This window comes from Pseudomonas proteolytica (assembly GCF_007858275.1).
Classification (GTDB): Bacteria; Pseudomonadota; Gammaproteobacteria; order Pseudomonadales; family Pseudomonadaceae; genus Aquipseudomonas; species Aquipseudomonas proteolytica.
In genome coordinates this window covers 108,740-130,316 of the sequence record NZ_VFEV01000012.1, presented here as the reverse complement: position 1 = coordinate 130,316, position 21,577 = coordinate 108,740, and the positions used below count along the sequence as shown (strand labels likewise).

Here is a 21,577-nt window from a genome sequence, read left to right as displayed (position 1 = left end):
CCATGGCGTTTACCGACACGTTTATCCGCCGTCCGGTGCTGGCCATGGTGGTCAGCCTGCTGATCGTGCTGCTGGGTTTCCAGGCCTACAGCAAACTACCGTTGCGCCAATACCCGTCCATGGAAAATGCGCTGATCACGGTGACCACCGCTTACCCGGGGGCCAATGCCGAGACCATCCAGGGCTACATCACACAGCCGTTGCAGCAAAGCCTGGCGAGCGCCGAAGGCATCGACTACATGACCTCGGTCAGTCGCCAGAACTTCTCGGTGATTTCCATCTATGCGCGGATCGGCGCCAACAGCGACCGCCTGTTCACCGAACTGTTGGCCAAGGCCAACGAGGTGAAGAACAAGCTGCCGCAAGACGCTGAAGATCCGGTGTTGAGTAAAGAGGCCGCAGATGCTTCGGCCCTGATGTACATCAGCTTCTCCAGCCAACAACTGAGCAACCCGCAGATCACCGACTACCTGTCGCGGGTGATCCAGCCCAAGTTGGCGACCCTGCCTGGCATGGCCGAAGCCGAGATCCTCGGCAATCAGGTATTTGCCATGCGCCTGTGGCTGGACCCGGTCAAGCTCGCGGGTTTCGGCCTGAGCGCCGGCGACGTGACCAATGCCGTGCGCAACTACAACTTTCTCTCTGCCGCCGGTGAAGTGAAAGGCGAGTATGTGGTCACCAGCATCAATGCCAACACCGACCTCAAGACCGCCGAAGCCTTCGCTGCCATCACCGTGAAGACCGATGGCGACAGCCGGGTGCTGCTCGGCGACGTGGCCCGGGTGGAAATGGGCGCGGAAAACTACAACGCCATCAGCTCCTTTGGCGGCACGCCCTCGGTGTATATCGGCATCAAGGCCACGCCCAGCGCCAACCCGCTGGATGTGATCAAAGAGGTGCGCAAGATCATGCCGGAGCTGGAATCCCAGCTACCGCCCAACCTCAAGGCAGAAATTGCCTACGACGCCACGCTGTTTATCCAGGCGTCCATCAACGAGGTGGTCAAGACCCTGTTTGAAGCGGTGCTGATCGTGATCGTCGTGGTGTTCCTGTTTCTCGGGGCGCTGCGCTCGGTGGTGATCCCGGTGGTTACCATTCCGCTGTCGATGATTGGCGTGCTGTTTTTCATGCAACTGATGGGCTACTCCATCAACCTGCTGACGCTGCTGGCTATGGTCCTGGCCATCGGCCTGGTGGTGGACGATGCGATTGTGGTGGTGGAGAACATCCACCGCCATATCGAAGACGGCAAGAAACCACTGGACGCCGCGCTGGAAGGCGCGCGGGAGATTGCGGTGCCGGTGGTGTCGATGACCATCACCCTGGCGGCGGTGTATGCACCCATCGGCTTCCTGGAGGGGCTGACCGGGGCCCTGTTCAAGGAGTTCGCCCTGACCCTGGCCGGGGCGGTGGTGATTTCCGGTATCGTCGCCCTGACCCTGTCGCCGATGATGTGCGCCCTGCTGTTGCGCCACGACGAAAACCCCAGCGGCCTGGCCCATCGGCTGGATCGGATCTTCGAAGGCCTCAAGCGCCGCTACCAGAGCCTGTTGCACGGCACCTTGAACACCCGGCCGGTGGTGATCGTGTTTGCCCTGATCGTGCTGTGCCTGATCCCGGTGTTCCTCAAGTTCACCCAGTCGCAACTGGCCCCGGACGAAGACCAGGGCATTATCTTCATGATGGCCAGCGCACCGCAGCCGACCAACCTGGACTACCTGAACACCTACACCGACGAGTTCATCGCGATCTTCAAGGACTTCCCGGAGTATTACTCCTCGTTCCAGATCAATGGCTTCAATGGCGTGCAATCGGGTATCGGCGGGTTCCTGCTCAAGCCGTGGAACGAGCGCGAGCGCACCCAGATGCAAATCCTGCCGGAGGTGCAAAAGCGCCTGGAGCAGATTCCGGGCTTGCAGGTATTTGGCTTCAACCTGCCATCGCTGCCGGGCACTGGCGAAGGCCTGCCTTTTGGTTTTGTGATCAACACGCCCAATGACTATGAGTCATTGCTGCAAGTGGCCGATCGTGTGAAAAAGCGCGCCATGGAGTCGGGCAAGTTCGCCTTCGTGGACATCGACCTGGCGTTCGACAAACCCGAGGTGGTGGTGGATATCGACCGAGCCAAGGCGGCGCAGATGGGCGTCTCGATGCAGGACCTGGGCAGCACCCTGGCGACTTTGCTGGCGGAAGCGGAAATCAACCGGTTCACCATTGATGGCCGCAGCTACAAGGTCATCGCCCAAGTCGAGCGGGCCTACCGGGACAACCCCGAATGGCTGAACAATTACTACGTGAAAAACACCCAGGGCGAACTGCTGCCGCTGTCGACCCTGATCAGCGTCAGCGACCGCGCACGGCCGCGTCAACTGAACCAGTTCCAGCAACTCAACTCGGCGCTGATCTCGGGCTTTCCGATTGTCAGCATGGGCGAGGCCATCGACACCGTGCGCCAGATCGCCCTCGAAGAAACCCCGGCCGGCTACGCCTTCGACTACAGCGGCGCCTCGCGCCAGTTCATCCAGGAAGGCAGCGCACTGTGGGTCACCTTTGGCCTGGCACTGGCGATCATCTTCCTGGTGCTGGCGGCGCAGTTCGAGAGCTTCCGTGACCCGCTGGTGATACTGGTGACAGTGCCACTGTCGATCTGTGGGGCGTTGATCCCGTTGTTCCTTGGTTGGTCGAGCATGAACATCTACACCCAGGTGGGGTTGGTGACGTTGATCGGGCTGATCAGCAAGCACGGGATTCTGATCGTCGAGTTTGCCAACCAGTTGCGCAAGGACAAGGGGCTGACAGCCCGCGAAGCAGTGGAAGAAGCGGCAGCGATTCGCCTGCGCCCGGTATTGATGACCACGGCAGCGATGGTGTTTGGCATGGTGCCGTTGATCTTTGCCACCGGGGCCGGGGCGGTCAGCCGGTTTGATATCGGGATGGTGATTGCCACGGGGATGTCGGTGGGCACCTTGTTTACTTTGTTTGTATTGCCGTGTGTGTATACGTTGCTGGCCAAGCGTGATCCCTTGGCGGATTGAGTACCTATCCATTTGTGCGTACTTGTGGCGAGGGGGCTAGTCCCCCGTTGGGCTGCGAAGCAGCCCCAAAGCCTGTCACCTCGGCGTATCTGATCAGCCGCAGTGGAGCTTAAAGATTGGGGCTGCTTCGCAGCCCAACGGGGGACTAGCCCCCTCGCCACAGGTATGCACAAAACAAAAGGCCTCGCTATGCGAGGCCTTTTATCGGGGGGTCAATCTCTTCAACTCGCAGGCCTCATCCCTTGGGACATCCCGAACATGAACAGCAAAAGCTGATGGTCAGGCTGCGTAACCCCCGTGGTTTTGGCGATCCGTGGTAGCGGGCATTGCCCGCCACTGTGCACCGCGCTGAGGACTTCTGTGCGGGGCTGCTCCCAGGCAGCCAGGGCCAGGGAGGCGATGCCCAAGGCCCCCAACAGAAACAAACCTCGTGCTATTTCTAGCTTCATTAGGTTAAACCCTTGATAGCGCTGCCAAACGCCGCTTCGTAAAAGTAGCTGAGTTTTTGCCAGTCAGCGGCATTCCACGACGAATGGCGACGCAATTGCTGCATGTCATGGGCTGCGGCCCGTCGGGCGGTCAAACGCTGGCGGCACTTTTCCAGGTCCAGCAGCGCCACTTCGACCGTCGCGCCCTCTCCCGCACCGCTGACCCGCACAAAGATATGCTTGCTGTACAAGCAGCCATGCTGCCAACGCCCTTTGTGCATGCGCGCCAGGGTTTGCGCCAGTTCATCAAGCAGCCGCTCATGCACCAGTTCCCCGCATTGCTTGCGGCCACCGGCGGCGTACCAGTTGTCGATTTCCTCGAAACCATCCAATGACGCCGTCACCAACAAGGCCTTCCATTGATGTTCAGGGTCACGTCGGGCGCCACAGAACACCAGCTCCGGAACGCCGACATCGAGCAAACGCAGGCCCCTGAGCGCATCACGCTCACGCAGCACCGTAGGCCGCCCGAAAGGGTGCAGCCAGCTGCGATAGGTATGGCCGGTCTGACGCTTGCTGTAGAGCAGCCGCCCATTGGTCCCGATCACCCGCTGCACACCGCTTTCGCCACCTCGACGACGATTGGGTGCCTCAACCCACTCGCCCTGCTGCCGCCAGAAATATTCGAACCGCTCTTCGGGAGCTACGTGACTGCCTGCTACGTACTCAACCACCATCCTGCTACCTCTTGCGCAATACATACACTCGCCACATGGCATACAGCGGTATGAAGTCCAAATACTCCTGGACGCGGAAACCAGCTTGCTCAAACTCAGCCTCAACAGTAGCAGCCGGTAACACAAATCGATTTCGGTAACTCTCCTGCTCACTTTTGTTGCGGCGCTGCACTTCCAGGCGCTTGCGTTTCCAGGCCTTGAAGTTGCCATCTACCCACAATGAAATGATCACGCTGTCGCGGGTAACTCGTTGAAATTCCTTCAATATCGCCATTCGGTGGGCCGGCTCGCCGATGTGGTGCAATAGGCGCATGCAAAAAATGCTGTCCACGGCGCTGTCTGGCAAATCGATATCAAAGGCAGATGTCTGCAAGGGTCGTACCTGCTTGACCACATCCGCCGGTTGCGCCCCCATGGCGATGTTCAGCATGGCCTCGGAATTGTCCGCACCGATAACGATCCGGTTGGGCTTTTCTGTGAGTAACGGCCAGAAACGCCCGGCGCCGCACGGCAAGTCCAATACCAGGCCAGGCTCACCGGCCATCGCCAGCGCACCACGGGCCAATTGTTCGTCGCGTTTGTGGGACAGCCGGCGCGCCAACGTGTCCTGGTGTTTGAGCAAATATTGCTGAGCGTGGCGGTCGTCGTACTTTGCGGAAAATTCAAGCTTGATCGGAGTAGCCATCAACGAGTCTCCTGGACTGATGCCTACGACTTTAAGCAGCCGCACGTCATCCACAGGTCAACCCTTTGTGAAAAAAACGTCCCGTCTAACCCTAAAGAATTACAAAGTTTTACAGGGAAAAAGCATGGCAGGAAGCCATCTTCGTCGAACAGCAGGGAGTCTGCCCCAGGATAGGGGCAAGAAGGGATCAAGGTTTGACGTGGCTCAATTCAACATGGAAACGGCAGCCGCTAGGCTCCATGGTGCTGAGGCTGACCACCCAGCCCTGGTTATCGCAGATCCGCTGCACCAGCGACAAACCCAGGCCCAGGCCATCGCCGCGTTTTTCATTGCCGCGCACAAAGGGCTCGAACATCGCTTCGCGCTTGTCCTCGGGGATGCCCACGCCGGTGTCTTCCACTACAAACCCCGTGGGTTCCAGGGTCAGGCGGATAAAGCCCTGCTCCGTGTAGTGCAGGGCGTTGCGCAACAGGTTCCCCATCACCGCATGCAAAAAGGTGGCGTTGTAGCGGATATCGAGGGGGTTGCCCGGTTGGTAGAACAGCTCGATGCCCTTGCGTTCGATGGGTTCACGCCAGATCCCCAGCAAGTCCTCCGCGACCTGGGCCAGGGTGACTTGGGGTGACATGGTGGTGTCGTCATGCTGGGCGCGGGCGAGCATCAGGAAGGTCTGCACCAGTTCGCGCATTTCCTCGCAGGCCCGGGCGATGCGCTCGACCTGTTTGCGCCCCCGTGAATCAATGGCCGGGTTTTCCAGCAACAGTTCGCAGGAGCTGGCCAGCACCATCAGTGGCGTCCGCAGTTCATGGCTGACATCACTGGTAAACAGGCGCTCACGGGTCAGTGCCTGGCGCAGGCGGCCCAGGGTGGCGTCGAAGGCCACTGCCAGCTCGCCCACTTCGTCGGCGGCGTAGTCCGGGGCCAACGGCGGGGCCAGGCCCAGCAGTTGGTCACGATGACGCACCTGGCGCGCCAGGCGTACCACTGGGGCCATTACCTTGCGGGCCAGGACCCAGCCGAGGAATACCGCCAGCGCCAGGCTGAGGACAAACCCCACCAGCACCACCGCAAACAGCACACGCTCACGCTCTTCGAAATCGCTCTGGTCTTGCAGTAGGACATAACGCCGGCCGTCGACGATCTCAACCATGGCATGGTAGGACAGCGCTTCGCGAAACACTTCGTGAAAGCCCGCATCCAGATGCCGCAAGTCCTTGGGCAGCTCAAAATCGCCGCGCCCGCCGCTGAAGTAGAACAACTGGTCCGGCTCGGGCCGGTGGCGCCAGTCTTCGACACTGTCCATCAGCAGCAAGCGTTGCAAGTCGCCGCCCAGGCCCGCCGAAATCAGTTTTTCTTCCACCAGGTGCACCGTGGCGACGATGCCCATGGCAAAGGCCCCCGCCACCAGCGCGCTCATCAGCGCAAAGGCGATGATGATCCGCTGGGCAAGGCTTTGCTTAAACTCCATCACGGCCCTCGGCCAAGCGATAACCCACGCCATGCACGGTTTGCAGCAATGGTTTGGCAAATGGCTTGTCGATCACCTGGCGCAGTTGGTGGACATGGCTGCGCAGGCTGTCGCTGTCCGGGCAGTCATCGCCCCACAGGGCTTCTTCCAACACTTCGCGACGCAGGACGTGAGGGCTTTTCTGCATCAGCACGGCGAGCAATTTCAGGCCGACCGGGTTGAGCTTGAGCAAACGCCCTTCGCGGGTCACTTCCAGGGTATCGAGGTCGTAGGACAGATCGCCGACTTGCAGCTCACGCCGCCCGCCGCCCTGGGCCCGGCGCAGCACCGCTTCGATGCGTGCGGCCAACTCCGATAGGGCAAACGGCTTGAGCAGATAGTCGTCGGCACCCGACTTGAAACCTTGCAGGCGGTCGTCCAATTGATCACGGGCGGTGAGCATGATCACCGGCGTATCGCGACGCGCATCTTCACGCAGGCGTTTGCACAAGGTGTAGCCATCAATGCCGGGCAGCATGATATCGAGCACGATCAGGTCGTAATGCTCGGTGGCGGCCAGATGCAGGCCCGACAAACCGTCCTGCGCACAGTCCACGGTATAACCCTTGAGCCCCAGGTAATCCGCCAGGTTGGCCAGAATATCGCGGTTGTCTTCAACCAATAAAATTCGCATGGGCAGTGTCTCCGTACGCGGTAACGGCCGTGTTGGCTCGCGCAGCTTAAGGCCAAGTATGGCTTACCGCTAGGCCTGAACGAGCAACCGATTACTGTTTTCAACCGATTAAGCAGCTTAACGAGTTTTTCACTATAGGTTCACAAGCCGACCACAGTGCCAGGGTGAATATCGCCGCCCATCGCTCTCAGGAATCTAGACATGGGCCTGCCCAAGACTGCGCCAATGCGTTATTTGCTACTGCTGACCAGCATCTGGTTGGGCATTTTTCTACTGACCCGCAGCGTACTGCTCATCACCCATCTGGATGAAGTCAGCGGCAACCTGCTGCCAGTATTCGGCGTGGGCCTGCTCTATGACCTGGGTTTTTTGGCCTACGCTGCATTACCCTTGGGCCTGTATCTGCTGCTGTGTCCGCCTGCTCTATGGCGGCGGCGCGGCCATCGCTGGTTCCTGCAAGGCGTACTGACCGTCAGCCTGTTCGCCATGTTGTTCACCTCGGTGGCCGAATGGCTGTTCTGGGATGAGTTCGGCGTGCGCTTCAACTTTATTGCCGTCGATTACCTAGTGTATTCCGATGAGGTGTTGAACAACCTGTTGGAGTCCTACCCGATCGGCAAACTGTTGAGCCTGTTGGCGATACTGGCGATTGTCCTGAGCCTGGCCTTGCGCAAACCGTTCAACGCAGCACTCGACTCGCCCCTGCCGGCCATGCGCGGGCGCGTGCTCAATGCCTTGGGATTGCTGCTGGTTGCCGGCCTGAGCCTGCAGTTGGTCAGCCAGGACAGCCCGCGCACCCAGGGTGGCAACGCCTATAACAACGAACTGGCCAGCAATGGCCCTTACCAATTCTTCGCCGCGTTCCGCAACAATGAACTGGACTACAGCCAGTTCTACAAAAGCCTGCCGGCCGATATCGTAGCCCGCCAACTGCGGGCGGAACTCAGTGAACCCAATGCCCGTTTCATCGGCACTGACCCACTGGATATCCGCCGCGCCATCGACAACCCCGGCACCCTGCGCAAACCCAATATCGTCCTGGTGACCATCGAAAGTTTCAGCGCCAAATACATGGGCAGTAACGGCGATGGACGCAACCTGACCCCCAACCTTGATGAGTTGCGTAAACACAGCCTGTATTTCAACAACTTCTACGCCACCGGTACCCGCACCGACCGCGGCCTGGAAGCCATTACCCTGGCCATCCCGCCCACTCCGGGGCGCTCCATCGTCAAGCGGATTGGCCGGGAAAGCGGCTTTGCCAGCCTAGGCCAACAACTTAGTGCAATCGGTTATGACAGCGTGTTTGTGTATGGTGGCCGCGGCTACTTCGACAATATGAATGCGTTTTTCAGCGGCAACGGTTACCGAGTGGTCGACCAGAGCAGTGTCAACGAATCCGAAATCAGCTTTAAAAACGCCTGGGGCATGGCCGATGAGGACCTCTTCAAGCAAACCTTGAAGCTGGCGGATGCCGGTTATGCCAAGCAGCAACCGTTCCTGTTGCAGTTGATGACCACTTCAAACCATCGGCCCTATACCTACCCGGACGGCCGGATCGACATCCAGTCCGGCAATGGTCGCGACGGTGCGGTGAAATACACCGACTACGCCATCGGTCAGTTCCTGCAGGCTGCACGCCAAAAACCGTGGTTCGACAATACGATCTTCGTGTTTGTCGCCGACCACACTGCCGGCAGCGCGGGCAAGGAAGACTTGCCCATCGCCAACTACCAGATTCCGTTGTTTATCTATGCGCCGAAATTGATCGAGGCCCGGGAAAGCGCGCAACTGGCCAGCCAGATCGACATCGCCCCGACCCTTCTGGGCCTGTTGAACCTGAGCTATGAATCGACGTTTTTCGGCCGCAACCTGTTGCAGGACAACCCGCTGCCACCTCGTGTGGTGGTCGGCAACTATCAGCACCTGGGCTTGTTTGACGGTACCAACCTGGCCATCCTCAGCCCCCGCCAAGGCCTGCGGCGCCACGAGCAGGCCCTGGGTGCAAGCCAGGAATCGCGGAGCAACAGCGATGATCCGCTGATCCAGCGCGCGATCACTTACTACCAGGCGGCCAGTTATGACTTCAAGCAACACTTGCTCAGTTGGAAGTTACACAAGAACGCCGCAGCCCTGTAGGAGCGAGCTTGCTCGCGAAGAACGTCAACGATAATGCGTTCACCATGAACAAACGCATCGCCCTCAGGTTCTTCGCGAGCAAGCTCGCTCCTACACAAGGCACATAAAAAAGCCCCGCCAGCATGACGCTGGCGGGGCTTTTTCAGTACAGGGGTAAGGCTGGCTTACATCATGCCGCCCATGCCACCCATGCCGCCCATGTCTGGCATACCGCCGCCAGCCGAGCTTTCTTTCTTCGGTGCATCAGCGATCGCAGCTTCGGTGGTCAGGATCAGACCGCCGATGGAGGATGCCGCTTGCAGCGCGGAACGAGTCACCTTGGTAGGGTCCAGGATGCCCATTTCGATCATGTCGCCGTAGATGCCAGTCGCAGCGTTGTAACCGTAGTTACCTTTGCCGTTCTTGACTTCGTTGACCACAACGCTTGGCTCGTCGCCGGAGTTGGCAGCGATCTGACGCAGCGGTGCTTCAACAGCACGACGCAGTACAGCAATACCGACGTTCTGGTCAGCATTGTCGCCGGTCAGACCGGTCAGGGCTTCCAGAGCACGGATCAGCGCAACGCCACCGCCAGGTACCACGCCTTCTTCAACGGCTGCACGGGTTGCGTGCAGGGCGTCTTCAACGCGGGCTTTCTTCTCTTTCATTTCAACTTCGGAACCAGCGCCAACCTTGATCACTGCAACGCCGCCAGACAGCTTGGCCAGACGCTCTTGCAGTTTTTCACGGTCGTAGTCCGAGGAGGTTTCAGCAACCTGGGCACGGATCTGGGTGATGCGCGCCTGGATGTCCTGCTCAACGCCAGCACCGTCAACGATGATGGTGTTTTCCTTGGAGATGGTCACGCGCTTGGCGCTACCCAGGTTTTCCAGGGTGGCACTTTCCAGGCTCAGGCCGATCTCTTCGGAGATAACGGTACCGCCAGTCAGGACTGCGATGTCCTGCAGCATGGCCTTGCGACGGTCGCCGAAGCCTGGAGCCTTGACGGCTGCGACTTTGACGATGCCACGCATGTTGTTCACAACCAGAGTCGCCAGGGCTTCGCCTTCAACGTCTTCGGAAACGATCAGCAGTGGGCGGCCGGCTTTGGCAACGGCTTCCAGCACTGGCAGCATTTCACGGATGTTCGAGATCTTTTTGTCGACCAGCAGGATCAGCGGGCTGTCCAGCTCGGCAACCATGGTCTCAGGCTTGTTGACGAAGTACGGGGACAGGTAGCCACGGTCGAACTGCATGCCTTCTACAACCGACAGTTCGTTTTCCAGGCCAGTGCCTTCTTCAACGGTGATCACGCCTTCTTTACCGACTTTTTCCATGGCTTCGGCAATGATGTCGCCGATGGAGCTGTCGGAGTTGGCGGAGATGGTGCCTACCTGAGCGATAGCCTTGGTGTCGGCGCATGGCTTGGACAGGTTTTTCAGCTCAGCAACGATGGCGATGGTGGCCTTGTCGATGCCGCGCTTGAGGTCCATTGGGTTCATGCCGGCAGCGACGGCTTTGTAGCCTTCGTTGACGATTGCCTGAGCCAGAACGGTGGCGGTGGTAGTACCGTCGCCTGCGTCATCGTTGGCACGGGAGGCAACGTCTTTGACCAGCTGCGCGCCCATGTTTTCGAAACGGTCTTCCAGTTCGATTTCTTTTGCTACGGAAACGCCGTCCTTGGTGATGGTCGGAGCGCCGAAGCTCTTCTCGATGATCACGTTACGGCCTTTCGGGCCCAGGGTCGCTTTTACTGCGTCAGCCAGGATGTTGACACCGGTGAGCATTTTCTTACGGGCGGAATCGCCGAATTTAACTTCTTTAGCAGCCATGATCGATATTCCTTAAATACTTTGTAGTAACGGGAAAATGAGCGGGGAATCAGTCTTCCAGAACAGCGAGAATCTCGTTCTCAGCCATAACCAGCAGGTCTTCGCCGTCGACTTTCACAGTGTTGCTGCCGGAGTAAGGACCGAATACAACCTTGTCACCGACTTTAACGGCCAGCGCACGCACGTCACCATTTTCCAGAGTCTTGCCTGGGCCTGCAGCGACGATCACACCGTGGTTGGCTTTTTCAGCAGCCGAACCTGGCAGAACGATACCGCCAGCGGTTTTCTTTTCTTCTTCGCTGCGACGGATAACGACGCGGTCGTGCAGAGGACGAAGCTTGCTCATTGTCGATCTCTCCTAATTGTAAGTTTCATCGGCCGGTATCAGTACCGGCTGGTGGTATTCCGGCGGGGCCGGTCGCGGTTCGCCAGGCGAAACGCGGAAGTCTGTCTGGTGTCGCCACCAGAAACCTTGCGGTGACCGTTACATAAGGGCGTATATGCTTATTACAAGGGCCACAGGTGAAAATTTTTGTGTCAGCAGGGCACCCGAAGGCACCCTACCTGGCATGGCGTTACTTGGAGTCGCGGTGCTCGAACTCGCCTTCGATCACATCACCTTCACGCCCCAGCGGCTGGCGAGGTGCCGGGCCGCCGCGTGGCTGCAGGTCGTCGGCAAAGGCGCGCTGGCGCACCGCCGCTTCTTCGGCACGCTGGCGCAACTTGCCTGCCAGCAACCGACGAGTGGATGGCAGCAGCAGAATCAAGCCCAGCACATCGCTGACAAAACCCGGCACGATCAGCAGGCCACCGGCCAAGGCCATCATCAGGCCTTCAAGCATGGTCTGGGCCGGCAGTTCGCCGCGATTCAGGCTTTCACGGGCACGCAGTGCGGTGGCCAGTCCGGCGATGCGCAGCACGAACACGCCGAGCATCGAGCCGAGAATGATCAGCAGCAGCGCCGGGAAAAACCCGATAGCCCCGCTGACCTTGACGAATACGAACAGCTCCAGCGCCGGAAACAGCAGAAAGAGCAATAAAAAAGGGCGCATCAAATGGTTCCTCAACGCAAGAATGCCTTGCTACTAGACCTTAGATGACGTCGCCCTTTCGTGAATTCAAGCTTGGGTGGTGGATTTTTTCGGCCATTGCTCGGCGTGAGCCAGGAAAACCAAGGCTTCGCGCACTTGTGTCGGCGTATTGCAAGTCGCCGCAAACGGCAACCAGTGCAAGCCCTGGCCGATGCGCAGGTGCATGCCTTCACTATCGATACCCGCCAGCTGCGCGGGCTCGGAGGTCGACAGGCCGGCCAACTCGACATAGTGGGCAATGGCTTTGGTGTGATCGCTGTTCATGTGCTCGATCATGCTCAACTCGGCCTTGCCGGCAAACGGGTTGGCCAGGGTCAGTTGGTCGACCCAATGGATCGCGCCGAAACCGCCGATGTAGCGATGACGCACCGGCTTGAGCACCCAGAAATCAAAGTCATGGGCTTTATGGTAGTTAGCCGAGTCGGGGAAATACCGGTAGTAACGCTCGGCGGCGGCGGCGATGGCCTCCTCGTCCTCGAGTTTTTCGGCTTCAGCCAGGTAAGTCAGGCGGCCCACGGCCTGCACATCATCTGCCTCACGCTCGCCTACCAGCAACGAGCATTTCGGATCTTTTTGCAGGTTGTGGGTGTGCTGGGCGATACGGCTGATCAGGATCAACGGCCGGCCCTCTGCGTCCAGGCAATAAGGCACTACCGAACCAAAGGGAAAACCGGGCATGGCCTTGGAGTGCGTGGCGAGCGCCCCACGGTATTCCTTGAGCAGTAGTTCTCGGGCATTCTTGGCAACGTGGACGCTCAACTTATGACTCCTTCGATAAGATCCGTCACAAAACGGACTTGGACAACCGCTTAAATCTGCTCACAGGACATGCGAATGCATCTCAACGACAAAGTAATCATTATCACCGGCGGTTGCCAGGGTTTGGGCCGCTCCATGGCCGAGTATTTTGCAAGCAAAGGTGCCCACCTGGCGCTGGTGGACCTCAATCAGGAAAAGCTCGATGCCGCGGTGGCTGCATGCCAGTCCCATGGCGTCACCGCACGCAGCTATCTATGCAACGTGGCGGATGAAGAACAGGTGACCCATACCGTGGCACGGATCGCCGATGACTTTGGCGCGATCCATGGTTTGATCAACAACGCCGGGATCCTGCGCGATGGCTTGCTGCTCAAGGTCAAGGACGGCGAGATGACCAAGATGAGCCTGGCCCAGTGGCAGGCGGTGATCGACGTCAATCTGACCGGCGTGTTCCTCTGCACCCGTGAAGTGGCGGCGAAGATGGTGGAGCTGAAAAACCAGGGCGCCATTATCAACATCTCGTCCATCTCCCGCGCGGGCAATGTGGGCCAGACCAACTATTCGGCGGCCAAGGCCGGCGTGGCCGCAGCGACGGTGACCTGGGCCAGGGAGCTGGCGCGTTATGGCATACGTGTGGCGGGGATTGCGCCGGGCTTTATCGAGACCGAAATGACCCTGGGCATGAAGCCCGAAGCATTGGAGAAGATGACGTCGGGGATCCCGCTCAAGCGCATGGGCCGGCCGCAAGAGATCGCCCACTCGGCGGCCTATATCTTCGAGAACGACTACTACACCGGGCGCATCCTGGAGTTGGATGGCGGGTTGCGCCTGTAACACCACTGAAAAACAAATCAGGGGGGGCGCTACGCGCCCCAACGCGGGCGATGCGGCGTTCCGACAAGCCGGCTCGCCACAAAAGCACTGGCAGGCTTACCAGGTCACGCCAAACCCTGCGGTGTAGCGGGTCTTGCTCAAGTCGCTGTCCGAACCGCCGCTGATGATGTCGCGCTCGGCCTTGAGGTTGAGCGAGGCCCATTCGGTGACTTTGTAGCGCAGGCCCATTTCGGCATCGAGCGCGTAGTCGGCGGGGCCGGCCAAGGGCTTGCCCACTTCACCGTTGGTGAAGAACTCCACGGTCTTGCCGATCAGATAGCGGTTGTAGTCCCACTTCATCGCCAGGGAATAGAAGTTGTCCTTGCCGCCATCCTGGTACTCGTAGTCAGTGCGGTTGAGCAATGACCCCAGGGAGAACGCCCCCAGCTCATCATCCCAGAACTGATAACCCGGACCGGTACCGACGGTGCGCTGGCGACGCAGGTCTTCGACCTTGTCGTGCTTGTAGGTCAGGCGCCCCTGCCAGAACCACTGGTCGGTGATAAAGCGGTCCAGCGCGTACTCGGCGCTCCAGTTATCGGTGGTGACCACATCGTTCTGGAATTCGCGGTTGTATTCGCCTTCTGCTATATGGCGCCACTTGCCGTGACGGGCAGTGGTCTTGAAGTCGATGTCATAGTCGTCGGTGTCTTTTTCCGCACGCTTGTAGTCCAGCGCCACGTCGACATTGCCCTTCCACACCAGGTCCTCGATCACAGGCTTGGGCTTGATGATCTGCTGGATACTGGCCAACTCCACCGTCTTCGGTGTTTCGCCGTTGGCCAGGACCACCTTGCCGTCCTCGGCCGGATGCAGGGACTTGGCCTTCTCGCCGATATAGGCATCCTGCTTGACCAGCAACTCCTGGTCGCTTTCCAGGGTTTTCACCTGTTTCCAGTCCACCGGGATCGCGCCCGCGTATTCGGTCTGGATCAGCAGCTTGCCGCCGTCGAAAACCTTGATCTTGCCGGTCAGGCGATCACCGTTTTTCAACCAGACCGTATCGGCCAGCACAGGGGTAGAAGCAGTAAAGACAGCGAGGCACAGCAGGGTTCTGGACAACATAAGCGGTTACGGGGCTCAAGTTTGGCGAAAAAGGAGGCATTATCGGCGTAGCTGAAGTCTTAGCAAGGACTGACTCAAGGTTTTGTATTGAGTTCAATTCTCAACGGCATCTTTACAGACGTTTCTTACATATCCACGACTATTTTCAACTGAGCCGCCAGAACAGTGAACGAGCCCGCCGACACCCCGCAAAACCCGGCCGAAATGCGCCGAACCGCGCTGTACCTGACCTTGGCCCAAGTGCCCGAAGGCTGCGTGGTCAGCTACGGCGAACTGGCGCACCTGGCCGGTCTGGGGCGGGCCGCACGCTTCGTGGGCCGTACGTTGAGCCAACTTCCCGAGGGTTCGAAGTTGCCCTGGCACCGGGTGGTCGCCGCCGGCGGTCGGATAAGTCTGCCGGTGGGCAGCGTCTCGGGCGATGAACAACGTGCGCGTTTACGCAGTGAAGGTGTCAGTATCCTGAACAATCGCGTTGATATTCAGCGTCATGGCTGGCGCCCGGTAGAGCACAGCGGTTAGAGTGCGCGCTTTGTTTCCGTAAATCTGAGGCAGACTCCAGCCCATGCCCCGTAAAACCTGGCGCGCCGCGCTCGCTGCCTATGCCAGCCCCTCGACATTAGTGCTGTTACTGCTCGGCTTTGCCGCCGGCCTGCCTTACATGTTGGTGTTCTCGACGCTCTCGGTCTGGTTGCGCGAAGCCGGTGTGGCACGCGAGACCATCGGCTATGCGAGCCTGATCGGCCTGGCGTATGCGTTCAAGTGGGTCTGGTCACCGCTGCTGGACCAATGGCGCCTGCCGCTGTTGGGTAAGCTGGGACGTCGTCGTTCCTGGCTGGTGCTGTCCCAATCCCTGGTGATTCTCGGCTTGATCGGCATGGGCTTCTGCGACCCGCAGAAACACCTGTCCTGGCTGATCGCCATTGCCGTTATCGTCGCATTTGCCTCCGCAACCCAAGACATCGCGGTGGACGCCTATCGCCTGGAAATCGCCGACGACAGCCGCCAGGCCGCCCTGGCCGCCAGCTATATGTCCGGCTATCGCATCGCCGCTCTGCTGGCCACGGCGGGCGCGCTGTTCTTCGCCGAAGGCTTTGGCTCCACGGGGTTCAACTACAAGCATTCGGCGTGGACCGGCACCTACGTGCTGTTCGGCGTGCTGATGATCCCGGCCCTGCTCACCAGCTTTTTCATGCGTGAACCCGATGTGCCCCTGCGCACCCAGTTGCAGGCCGGGCGCTATACGTTTGCCCACCAACTGATGTCGGTATTTGTACTGATCATCTTGTTGGTGTCGGTACCGGCGATGTTCACCCAGTTGTACAACACCGACTTCGCCAGCGTGCTGTTCGAAGGCGTGAGCCTGCTCGACCTGTTGCTGGAAGACCGCGCCTTCCTGCGCGCCATCCTCTATATCACCCTCACCGCCCTGTGCCTCTCGGCCATGGGCCGCCGGGGTCTGGCGCCTGTGCTGACGCCGGTCAACGACTTTATCCTGCGCTACCGCTGGCAGGCCCTGCTGCTGTTGGGGCTGATCGCCACCTACCGGATGTCGGACACGGTGATGGGCGTGATGGCCAACGTGTTCTATATCGACCAGGGGTTCACCAAGGACCAGATCGCCAGCGTCAGCAAGATCTTCGGCCTGATCATGACCCTGGTCGGCGCCGGTATGGGCGGCCTGCTGATCGTGCGGTTCGGCATCCTGCCGATCCTGTTTATCGGCGGCATCACCTCGGCCGGCACCAACCTGCTGTTCCTGATGCTCGCCGACATGGGCGCCGACCTGCAGATGCTGATCTTCACCATCTCCCTGGACAACTTCAGCTCAGGCCTGGCGACCTCGGCATTCGTCGCCTATCTGTCGAGCCTGACCAACCTGAAGTTCTCCGCCACCCAGTACGCCCTGCTCAGCTCGATCATGTTGCTGTTGCCACGGCTGATCGGCGGCTACTCGGGGGTCATGGTGGAAAAGTTCGGCTATCACAACTTCTTCCTGATCACCGCACTGCTCGGCGTGCCAACGCTGCTGCTGATTGCCTTGCACTGGTACCAGGAAAGCCGGCGGATCCGCTTGAATCCCCCCGAAGAAGGCTGACACCTGCAGGGCCGGGCTTGTGTGGGAGCGGGCTTGCCCGCGATAGCATCACTGCGGTTTGCCTGACACACCGAGGCGCCTGCATCGCGGGCAAGCCCGCTCCCACATTGACGCCGGCGCCCCACAGAAATCCCGTCACCACCTGATGCCTGTACTCTGGCGGCGACCGCCCGTACAATCCCAGGTCACTTCAAGTCCAAGCAACCGACAACGGCCTACCATGCGCACCAGTCAATATTTGCTCGCCACACAGAAAGAAACGCCTTCCGACGCGGTCGTGATCAGCCACCAGCTGATGCTGCGCGCCGGCATGATCCGCAAACTGGCCTCCGGCCTGTACACCTGGCTGCCCATGGGCTTGAAGGTGATGCGCAAGGTCGAAGCGATCGTTCGCGAAGAAATGAACGCCGCCGGCTCTCTGGAAGTATTGATGCCGAGCACTCAGCCGGCTGAACTGTGGCAGGAATCCGGGCGCTGGGAAGAGTACGGTCCGGAATTGCTGCGCTTCAAGGATCGTCATGGCCGCGACTTCTGCGCAGGCCCGACCCATGAAGAAGTGATCACCGACCTGATGCGCAACGAGTTGAGCAGCTATAAACAGCTGCCCCTCAACCTGTATCAGATCCAGACCAAGTTCCGTGACGAAATCCGCCCACGCTTCGGCTTGATGCGTGGCCGCGAATTCATTATGAAGGACGCCTATTCGTTCCACGCCGACCAGCCTTCGCTGCAAGTCACCTATGACCGCATGCACCAGGCCTATTGCAACGTGTTCACCCGCCTGGGCCTGAAGTTCCGCCCAGTGGAGGCGGATAACGGTTCGATCGGCGGCGCGGGCTCCCACGAGTTCCACGTACTGGCAGAATCTGGCGAAGACGACATCGTCTTCAGCGACGGCTCCGACTACGCAGCCAACATCGAGAAAGCCGAAGCCGTGCCACGGGAAACGTCCCGTCCGGCGCCGGCTGAAGAGCTGCGCCTGGTCGATACCCCAGACACCAAGACCATCGCGGCCCTGGTCGAGAAATTCAATCTGCCGATTGAAAAGACCATCAAGACCCTGATCGTGCATGCCGAAGAAGAAGGCAAGCTGATCGCCCTGGTTATCCGTGGCGACCACGAGCTCAACGAAATCAAGGCGGCCCAGCAACCTGGCGTGGCCAGCCCGCTGGTCATGGCCTCGGACGCCGAACTGCGTGACGCCATTGGCGCCGGCGCTGGCTCCCTGGGCCCGCTGAACCTGCCACTGCCGATCATCATCGACCGTTCGGTCGAGCTGATGAGCGACTTCGGCATCGGTGCCAATATCGACGACAAGCACTACTTTGGCGTCAACTGGGAACGTGACCTGCCGGTGCCTACCGTGGCCGACCTGCGCAACGTGGTTGCCGGTGATCCAAGCCCGGATGGCAAGGGCACCCTGGAAATCAAGCGCGGTATCGAAGTGGGGCACATCTTCCAGCTGGGCAACAAGTACAGCAAGGCGATGAAGTGCGAAGTACTGGGCGAAAACGGCAAGCCGGTAACCCTGGAAATGGGTTGCTACGGCATTGGTGTTTCCCGCGTGGTGGCGGCTGCCATCGAGCAGAACCACGACGACAAAGGCATTATCTGGAGCGACACTTTGGCGCCGTTCCAGATCGCCCTGGTACCCCTGCGCTACGAAACCGAGCAAGTTCGCGAAGCCACCGACAAGCTGTATGCCGAACTGACGGCCGCTGGCTTCGAAGTACTGCTGGACGATCGCGACAAGAAGACCAGCCCGGGCATCAAGTTTGCCGACATGGAACTGATTGGCATCCCTCACCGGATCGTGGTCAGTGACCGCGGCCTGGCCGATGGCAATCTGGAATACAAGAGCCGGACCGAAGCCCAAGCCCAACCGTTGCCGGTGGCTGACGTGCTGCCCTTCCTTCAGGCGCGTATTCGTCGCTGAAAACCAGATCAAGAGAAGTCATGTTCAAGCGAAACACCAAAGCCCTGGGGGGCGCCGCCTTGTGCGGCGCCCTGCTGGTCAGCGGCTGTGCCAATCAGATGTCGCAGCGTAGCGAGCACGAGGAACGGATCGAGCGCAAATTGCTCGACCACAGCCTGCAGATTGATGTGGGCGAACCCAAAGTACTCGAGTTGCCGCAACGCCGCGTGCGCATTCATGAGCAGCGGACTTTCGAAGTCACTGAATTTGAAGTCACGCGTCACTATGATCGCTACACGCCCTACCAGCCCTGGCGCGAACTCTACGAGATCCCGCTGGGTGCCGTGGCAGTGGTGGCGGGCGCCGGGGCCAATGTGGCGAACATCTTTGCCCTGGGCAACCTGCCAGACAGCATGACCCATGACTGGATCAGCTACGGCGTGGCCGGGCTCAACCCGTTCATGAACGTGCAGTCCCATGGCAGGGCGCAACAGAACCTGGCAGGTATCGATGAAGTCCAGCGTGACCGACGCCTGGAATACACCAGCCTGCCGTGGAGCGAGCGACCGGTGCAGGTAAAGGCCGGCAAGCAGACCCACGAGATGACCACCGACCGCAACGGCGTCCTGCGCCTGAACCTGTTGGACAGCCCGTTTGCCGAGCAGGACCTGAGCAAGGTCCGCACCTTGCGGATCAGCATTGAAGATGCTCAGGACGATGTGCATTCGGACTCATCCCTGGCCATCAGCACCACCCTGCGTGGCAAGCTGCTGGAAGCACACGCCTTGATCTACGACGACCTGGAGGATGACGAAGTGAACCAATGGGTCCATCGAGTCAAGCGCTTGTCGGAACTGGGCCTGGAAGAAGAAGCCAGCGAACTGGAACAGAGCCTGATTGAACTGACACGCAATGATCCTGAATTGCAGCAGGAATTTCTCAAGGCCCTGACCAAGGACGGCGGCCGACTGGTGGCCGACCCCGGCACCCGCTGACCCTCTGTAGGAGCCGGCTTGCCGGCTCCTACAGGGACAGCTCTAGCTGTTCATTTCCTACGCTCAAATCGAGCAGCCGCACACCAATCCCCAGCAAACGCACCGGTTTTGCGCCGCGATTGAACGCCTGGGTCAGCAACTGCCGATAGCTCTCCAGATCCCGCCCCGCACCCGCCTGCTCCAGAGTGGTCTGGGTAAAGTCATGGAACTTCACTTTGACAAAGGGTTTGCCCGGCCGATAACTGCTGTCGATACGCTGCATGCGCCCGGCCAGGGTTTCCATCAGTTCCGGTAGCTTTTCCAGGCAACTGGGCAGGTCCGGCAGGTCGACATCGTAGGTGTTCTCCACGCTGATCGATTGACGGCGACTGTCGTTATGCACCGCGCGATCATCAATCCCACGCGCCAAACTCCATAACCGCTCACCAAAGCTGCCGAATTCGCGCACCAGCGCCAGCTTGTTCCACTCGCGCAATTGCAGGCAATCCTCGATCCCCAGGCGTGCCAGCTTGTCGGCGGTGACCTTGCCGACGCCATGCAACTTGCTCACCGGCAGCTGCGATACGAAGTCTTCCACCTGGTTCGGGGTGATCACAAACAGCCCATTGGGCTTTTTCCAGTCGCTGGCGATCTTGGCCAGAAACTTGTTGGGGGCAACTCCCGCAGAAACCGTGATGTGCAACTGATTGGAAACGCGCCGACGGATATCCTGGGCAATGCGCGTGGCGCTGCCGCCAAAGTGCGCGCAATCGGAAACATCCAGGTAAGCCTCGTCCAGGGACAACGGCTCGATCATGTCGGTGTAGTCACGGAAAATCGTGTGGATTTCCTTGGACGCTTCTTTATAGGCATCCATGCGCGGCTTGACGATGGTCAGGTCAGGGCAGAGCTTCAACGCATGGCGCGACGACATCGCCGAACGCACGCCGTAGGCCCGGGCCTCGTAGTTGCAGGTAGCGATCACCCCGCGCCGATCAGCCGAGCCCCCTACCGCCAGCGGCTTTTGCGCCAGGCTCGGGTTATCCCGCATTTCGATGGCAGCGTAGAAACAATCACAGTCGACATGGATGATTTTGCGCTGCGTCATATAAAGGGAGGCGTGATCGGGACATAAAGTAGACGGATCGCCAGTATCGCATTCACACCTGTATATAGCACCAGTACTTTGAATCATCTGACAAAGCAGTCGGAAAAAACCTTGATGAATTCATTTTCTCAATCGAAAGGCTCCCCTCAATAGAGCTGGAAGCCACGGCCAGACTGGCCCCAAACCCTTCCAGCAGCCCTCTTGGAGAGCTAAGCGATTGAAGCACAAGCGCTTTTCTTTAAATCAGCGGTTGACACACCGCCATTCCTCTGTAGAATGCCGACACACAGACGCGGGATGGAGCAGTCTGGTAGCTCGTCGGGCTCATAACCCGAAGGTCGTCGGTTCAAATCCGGCTCCCGCAACCAAACATCAAAAAAGGCTACTCGAAAGAGTGGCCTTTTTTGTGCGCGTCTATTTCCTCCCCCCTGTAGGAGCGAGCTTGCTCGCGAAGGTCGTCAACGATAACGCGCACATCCAGCATCAACCCGCCGCCCTCGAGCTTTTCGCGAGCAAGCTCCCCCTACAGTGAAAACTCGTTTTCAATCGAGCACTTAGGCTGATTGGCAGTTATTTTGCCCTTTATGTCATTAACGGTTGACACCTCGTCGCTGCGCTGTAGAATGCCGCCCACAGACGCGGGATGGAGCAGTCTGGTAGCTCGTCGGGCTCATAACCCGAAGGTCGTCGGTTCAAATCCGGCTCCCGCAACCAAACATCA

At 59.4% G+C, this 21,577-nt stretch carries 18 protein-coding genes and 2 tRNA genes; 9 read left to right on the top strand and 11 right to left on the bottom strand.

What is annotated here, in order from left to right:
• Positions 1-2: 2 nt before the first annotated feature.
• Positions 3-3,035, top strand: a complete 3,033-nt coding sequence (locus tag FIV38_RS11240; protein ID WP_029295388.1) for a multidrug efflux RND transporter permease subunit — start codon at positions 3-5, stop codon at positions 3,033-3,035.
• A 221-nt stretch (positions 3,036-3,256) separates the two neighbouring features.
• Here FIV38_RS11240 and FIV38_RS30345 read toward each other — a convergent pair whose 3' ends face one another.
• The 5 genes from FIV38_RS30345 to colR all read right to left on the bottom strand — a co-directional run bounded on the left by FIV38_RS30345 (position 3,257) and on the right by colR (position 7,026).
• Positions 3,257-3,484: a hypothetical protein gene (locus tag FIV38_RS30345; RefSeq protein WP_029295386.1), complete on the bottom strand. Its 228-nt coding sequence runs from the start codon at positions 3,482-3,484 to the stop codon at positions 3,257-3,259.
• Positions 3,484-4,200, bottom strand: a complete 717-nt coding sequence (locus FIV38_RS11230; RefSeq protein ID WP_070994462.1) for a lipopolysaccharide kinase InaA family protein — start codon at positions 4,198-4,200, stop codon at positions 3,484-3,486. The genes FIV38_RS30345 and FIV38_RS11230 overlap by 1 nt, the downstream gene beginning before the upstream one ends.
• 4 nt (positions 4,201-4,204) lie before the next feature.
• Positions 4,205-4,885: a class I SAM-dependent methyltransferase gene (locus FIV38_RS11225; RefSeq protein ID WP_092237893.1), complete on the bottom strand. Its 681-nt coding sequence runs from the start codon at positions 4,883-4,885 to the stop codon at positions 4,205-4,207.
• A gap of 187 nt (positions 4,886-5,072) precedes the next feature.
• Positions 5,073-6,353: a sensor histidine kinase gene (locus tag FIV38_RS11220; RefSeq protein ID WP_029295380.1), complete on the bottom strand. Its 1,281-nt coding sequence runs from the start codon at positions 6,351-6,353 to the stop codon at positions 5,073-5,075.
• The gene (colR, locus tag FIV38_RS11215; RefSeq protein ID WP_029295378.1) at positions 6,343-7,026 is read right to left on the bottom strand and encodes a two-component system response regulator ColR; all 684 of its coding nucleotides are present in this window, start codon (positions 7,024-7,026) and stop codon (positions 6,343-6,345) included. The genes FIV38_RS11220 and colR overlap by 11 nt, the downstream gene beginning before the upstream one ends.
• A 201-nt stretch (positions 7,027-7,227) precedes the next feature.
• Between colR and FIV38_RS11210 the strand changes: the two genes are divergently transcribed.
• Positions 7,228-9,165 carry an LTA synthase family protein gene (locus tag FIV38_RS11210; RefSeq protein WP_092237896.1) on the top strand — a complete coding sequence of 646 codons (1,938 nt, stop codon included), beginning with the start codon at positions 7,228-7,230 and terminating at the stop codon, positions 9,163-9,165.
• A 164-nt stretch (positions 9,166-9,329) separates the two neighbouring features.
• Here the strand turns inward: FIV38_RS11210 and groL are convergent, their stop codons facing one another.
• From groL to FIV38_RS11190, 4 genes are all read right to left on the bottom strand, one after another.
• The gene (gene groL / locus FIV38_RS11205) at positions 9,330-10,976 is read right to left on the bottom strand and encodes a chaperonin GroEL (RefSeq protein WP_029295372.1); all 1,647 of its coding nucleotides are present in this window, start codon (positions 10,974-10,976) and stop codon (positions 9,330-9,332) included.
• Positions 10,977-11,025: 49 nt separating this feature from the next.
• On the bottom strand, positions 11,026-11,322 hold the full coding sequence (locus tag FIV38_RS11200) for a co-chaperone GroES (RefSeq protein WP_003175874.1): 297 nt from the start codon (positions 11,320-11,322) through the stop codon (positions 11,026-11,028).
• A 229-nt stretch (positions 11,323-11,551) separates the two neighbouring features.
• Entirely contained in the window at positions 11,552-12,028 is a 477-nt protein-coding gene (locus FIV38_RS11195) for an FxsA family protein (RefSeq protein WP_092237900.1), read from the bottom strand.
• A gap of 66 nt (positions 12,029-12,094) precedes the next feature.
• Entirely contained in the window at positions 12,095-12,826 is a 732-nt protein-coding gene (locus tag FIV38_RS11190) for a HugZ family pyridoxamine 5'-phosphate oxidase (RefSeq protein ID WP_092237903.1), read from the bottom strand.
• A gap of 75 nt (positions 12,827-12,901) precedes the next feature.
• Here FIV38_RS11190 and FIV38_RS11185 point away from each other — a divergent pair, with 75 nt between their 5' ends.
• Positions 12,902-13,660: an SDR family oxidoreductase gene (locus FIV38_RS11185; RefSeq protein ID WP_029295359.1), complete on the top strand. Its 759-nt coding sequence runs from the start codon at positions 12,902-12,904 to the stop codon at positions 13,658-13,660.
• Positions 13,661-13,756: 96 nt separating this feature from the next.
• Here FIV38_RS11185 and FIV38_RS11180 read toward each other — a convergent pair whose 3' ends face one another.
• Complete coding sequence (locus FIV38_RS11180; protein WP_029295357.1) at positions 13,757-14,764, bottom strand: DUF481 domain-containing protein; 1,008 nt, start codon at positions 14,762-14,764, stop codon at positions 13,757-13,759.
• A 165-nt stretch (positions 14,765-14,929) separates the two neighbouring features.
• Here FIV38_RS11180 and FIV38_RS11175 point away from each other — a divergent pair, with 165 nt between their 5' ends.
• From FIV38_RS11175 to FIV38_RS11160, 4 genes are all read left to right on the top strand, one after another.
• The gene (locus FIV38_RS11175) at positions 14,930-15,283 is read left to right on the top strand and encodes an MGMT family protein (RefSeq protein WP_029295355.1); all 354 of its coding nucleotides are present in this window, start codon (positions 14,930-14,932) and stop codon (positions 15,281-15,283) included.
• 43 nt (positions 15,284-15,326) lie between these two features.
• Positions 15,327-16,859 (top strand): AmpG family muropeptide MFS transporter, encoded by a 1,533-nt coding sequence (locus tag FIV38_RS11170; RefSeq protein WP_029295353.1) that lies wholly within the window; start codon positions 15,327-15,329, stop codon positions 16,857-16,859.
• A gap of 220 nt (positions 16,860-17,079) precedes the next feature.
• The gene (locus FIV38_RS11165; RefSeq protein WP_029295351.1) at positions 17,080-18,795 is read left to right on the top strand and encodes a proline--tRNA ligase; all 1,716 of its coding nucleotides are present in this window, start codon (positions 17,080-17,082) and stop codon (positions 18,793-18,795) included.
• A 20-nt stretch (positions 18,796-18,815) separates the two neighbouring features.
• The gene (locus FIV38_RS11160; protein ID WP_029295348.1) at positions 18,816-19,769 is read left to right on the top strand and encodes a hypothetical protein; all 954 of its coding nucleotides are present in this window, start codon (positions 18,816-18,818) and stop codon (positions 19,767-19,769) included.
• 28 nt (positions 19,770-19,797) lie between these two features.
• Here the strand turns inward: FIV38_RS11160 and dinB are convergent, their stop codons facing one another.
• Complete coding sequence (gene dinB / locus FIV38_RS11155) at positions 19,798-20,856, bottom strand: DNA polymerase IV (RefSeq protein WP_092237906.1); 1,059 nt, start codon at positions 20,854-20,856, stop codon at positions 19,798-19,800.
• Positions 20,857-21,147: 291 nt separating this feature from the next.
• Here dinB and FIV38_RS11150 point away from each other — a divergent pair.
• Positions 21,148-21,224, top strand: a tRNA-Met gene (locus FIV38_RS11150).
• Positions 21,225-21,493: 269 nt separating this feature from the next.
• Positions 21,494-21,570: transfer RNA gene (locus FIV38_RS11145), tRNA-Met, on the top strand.
• Positions 21,571-21,577: the final 7 nt, after the last annotated feature.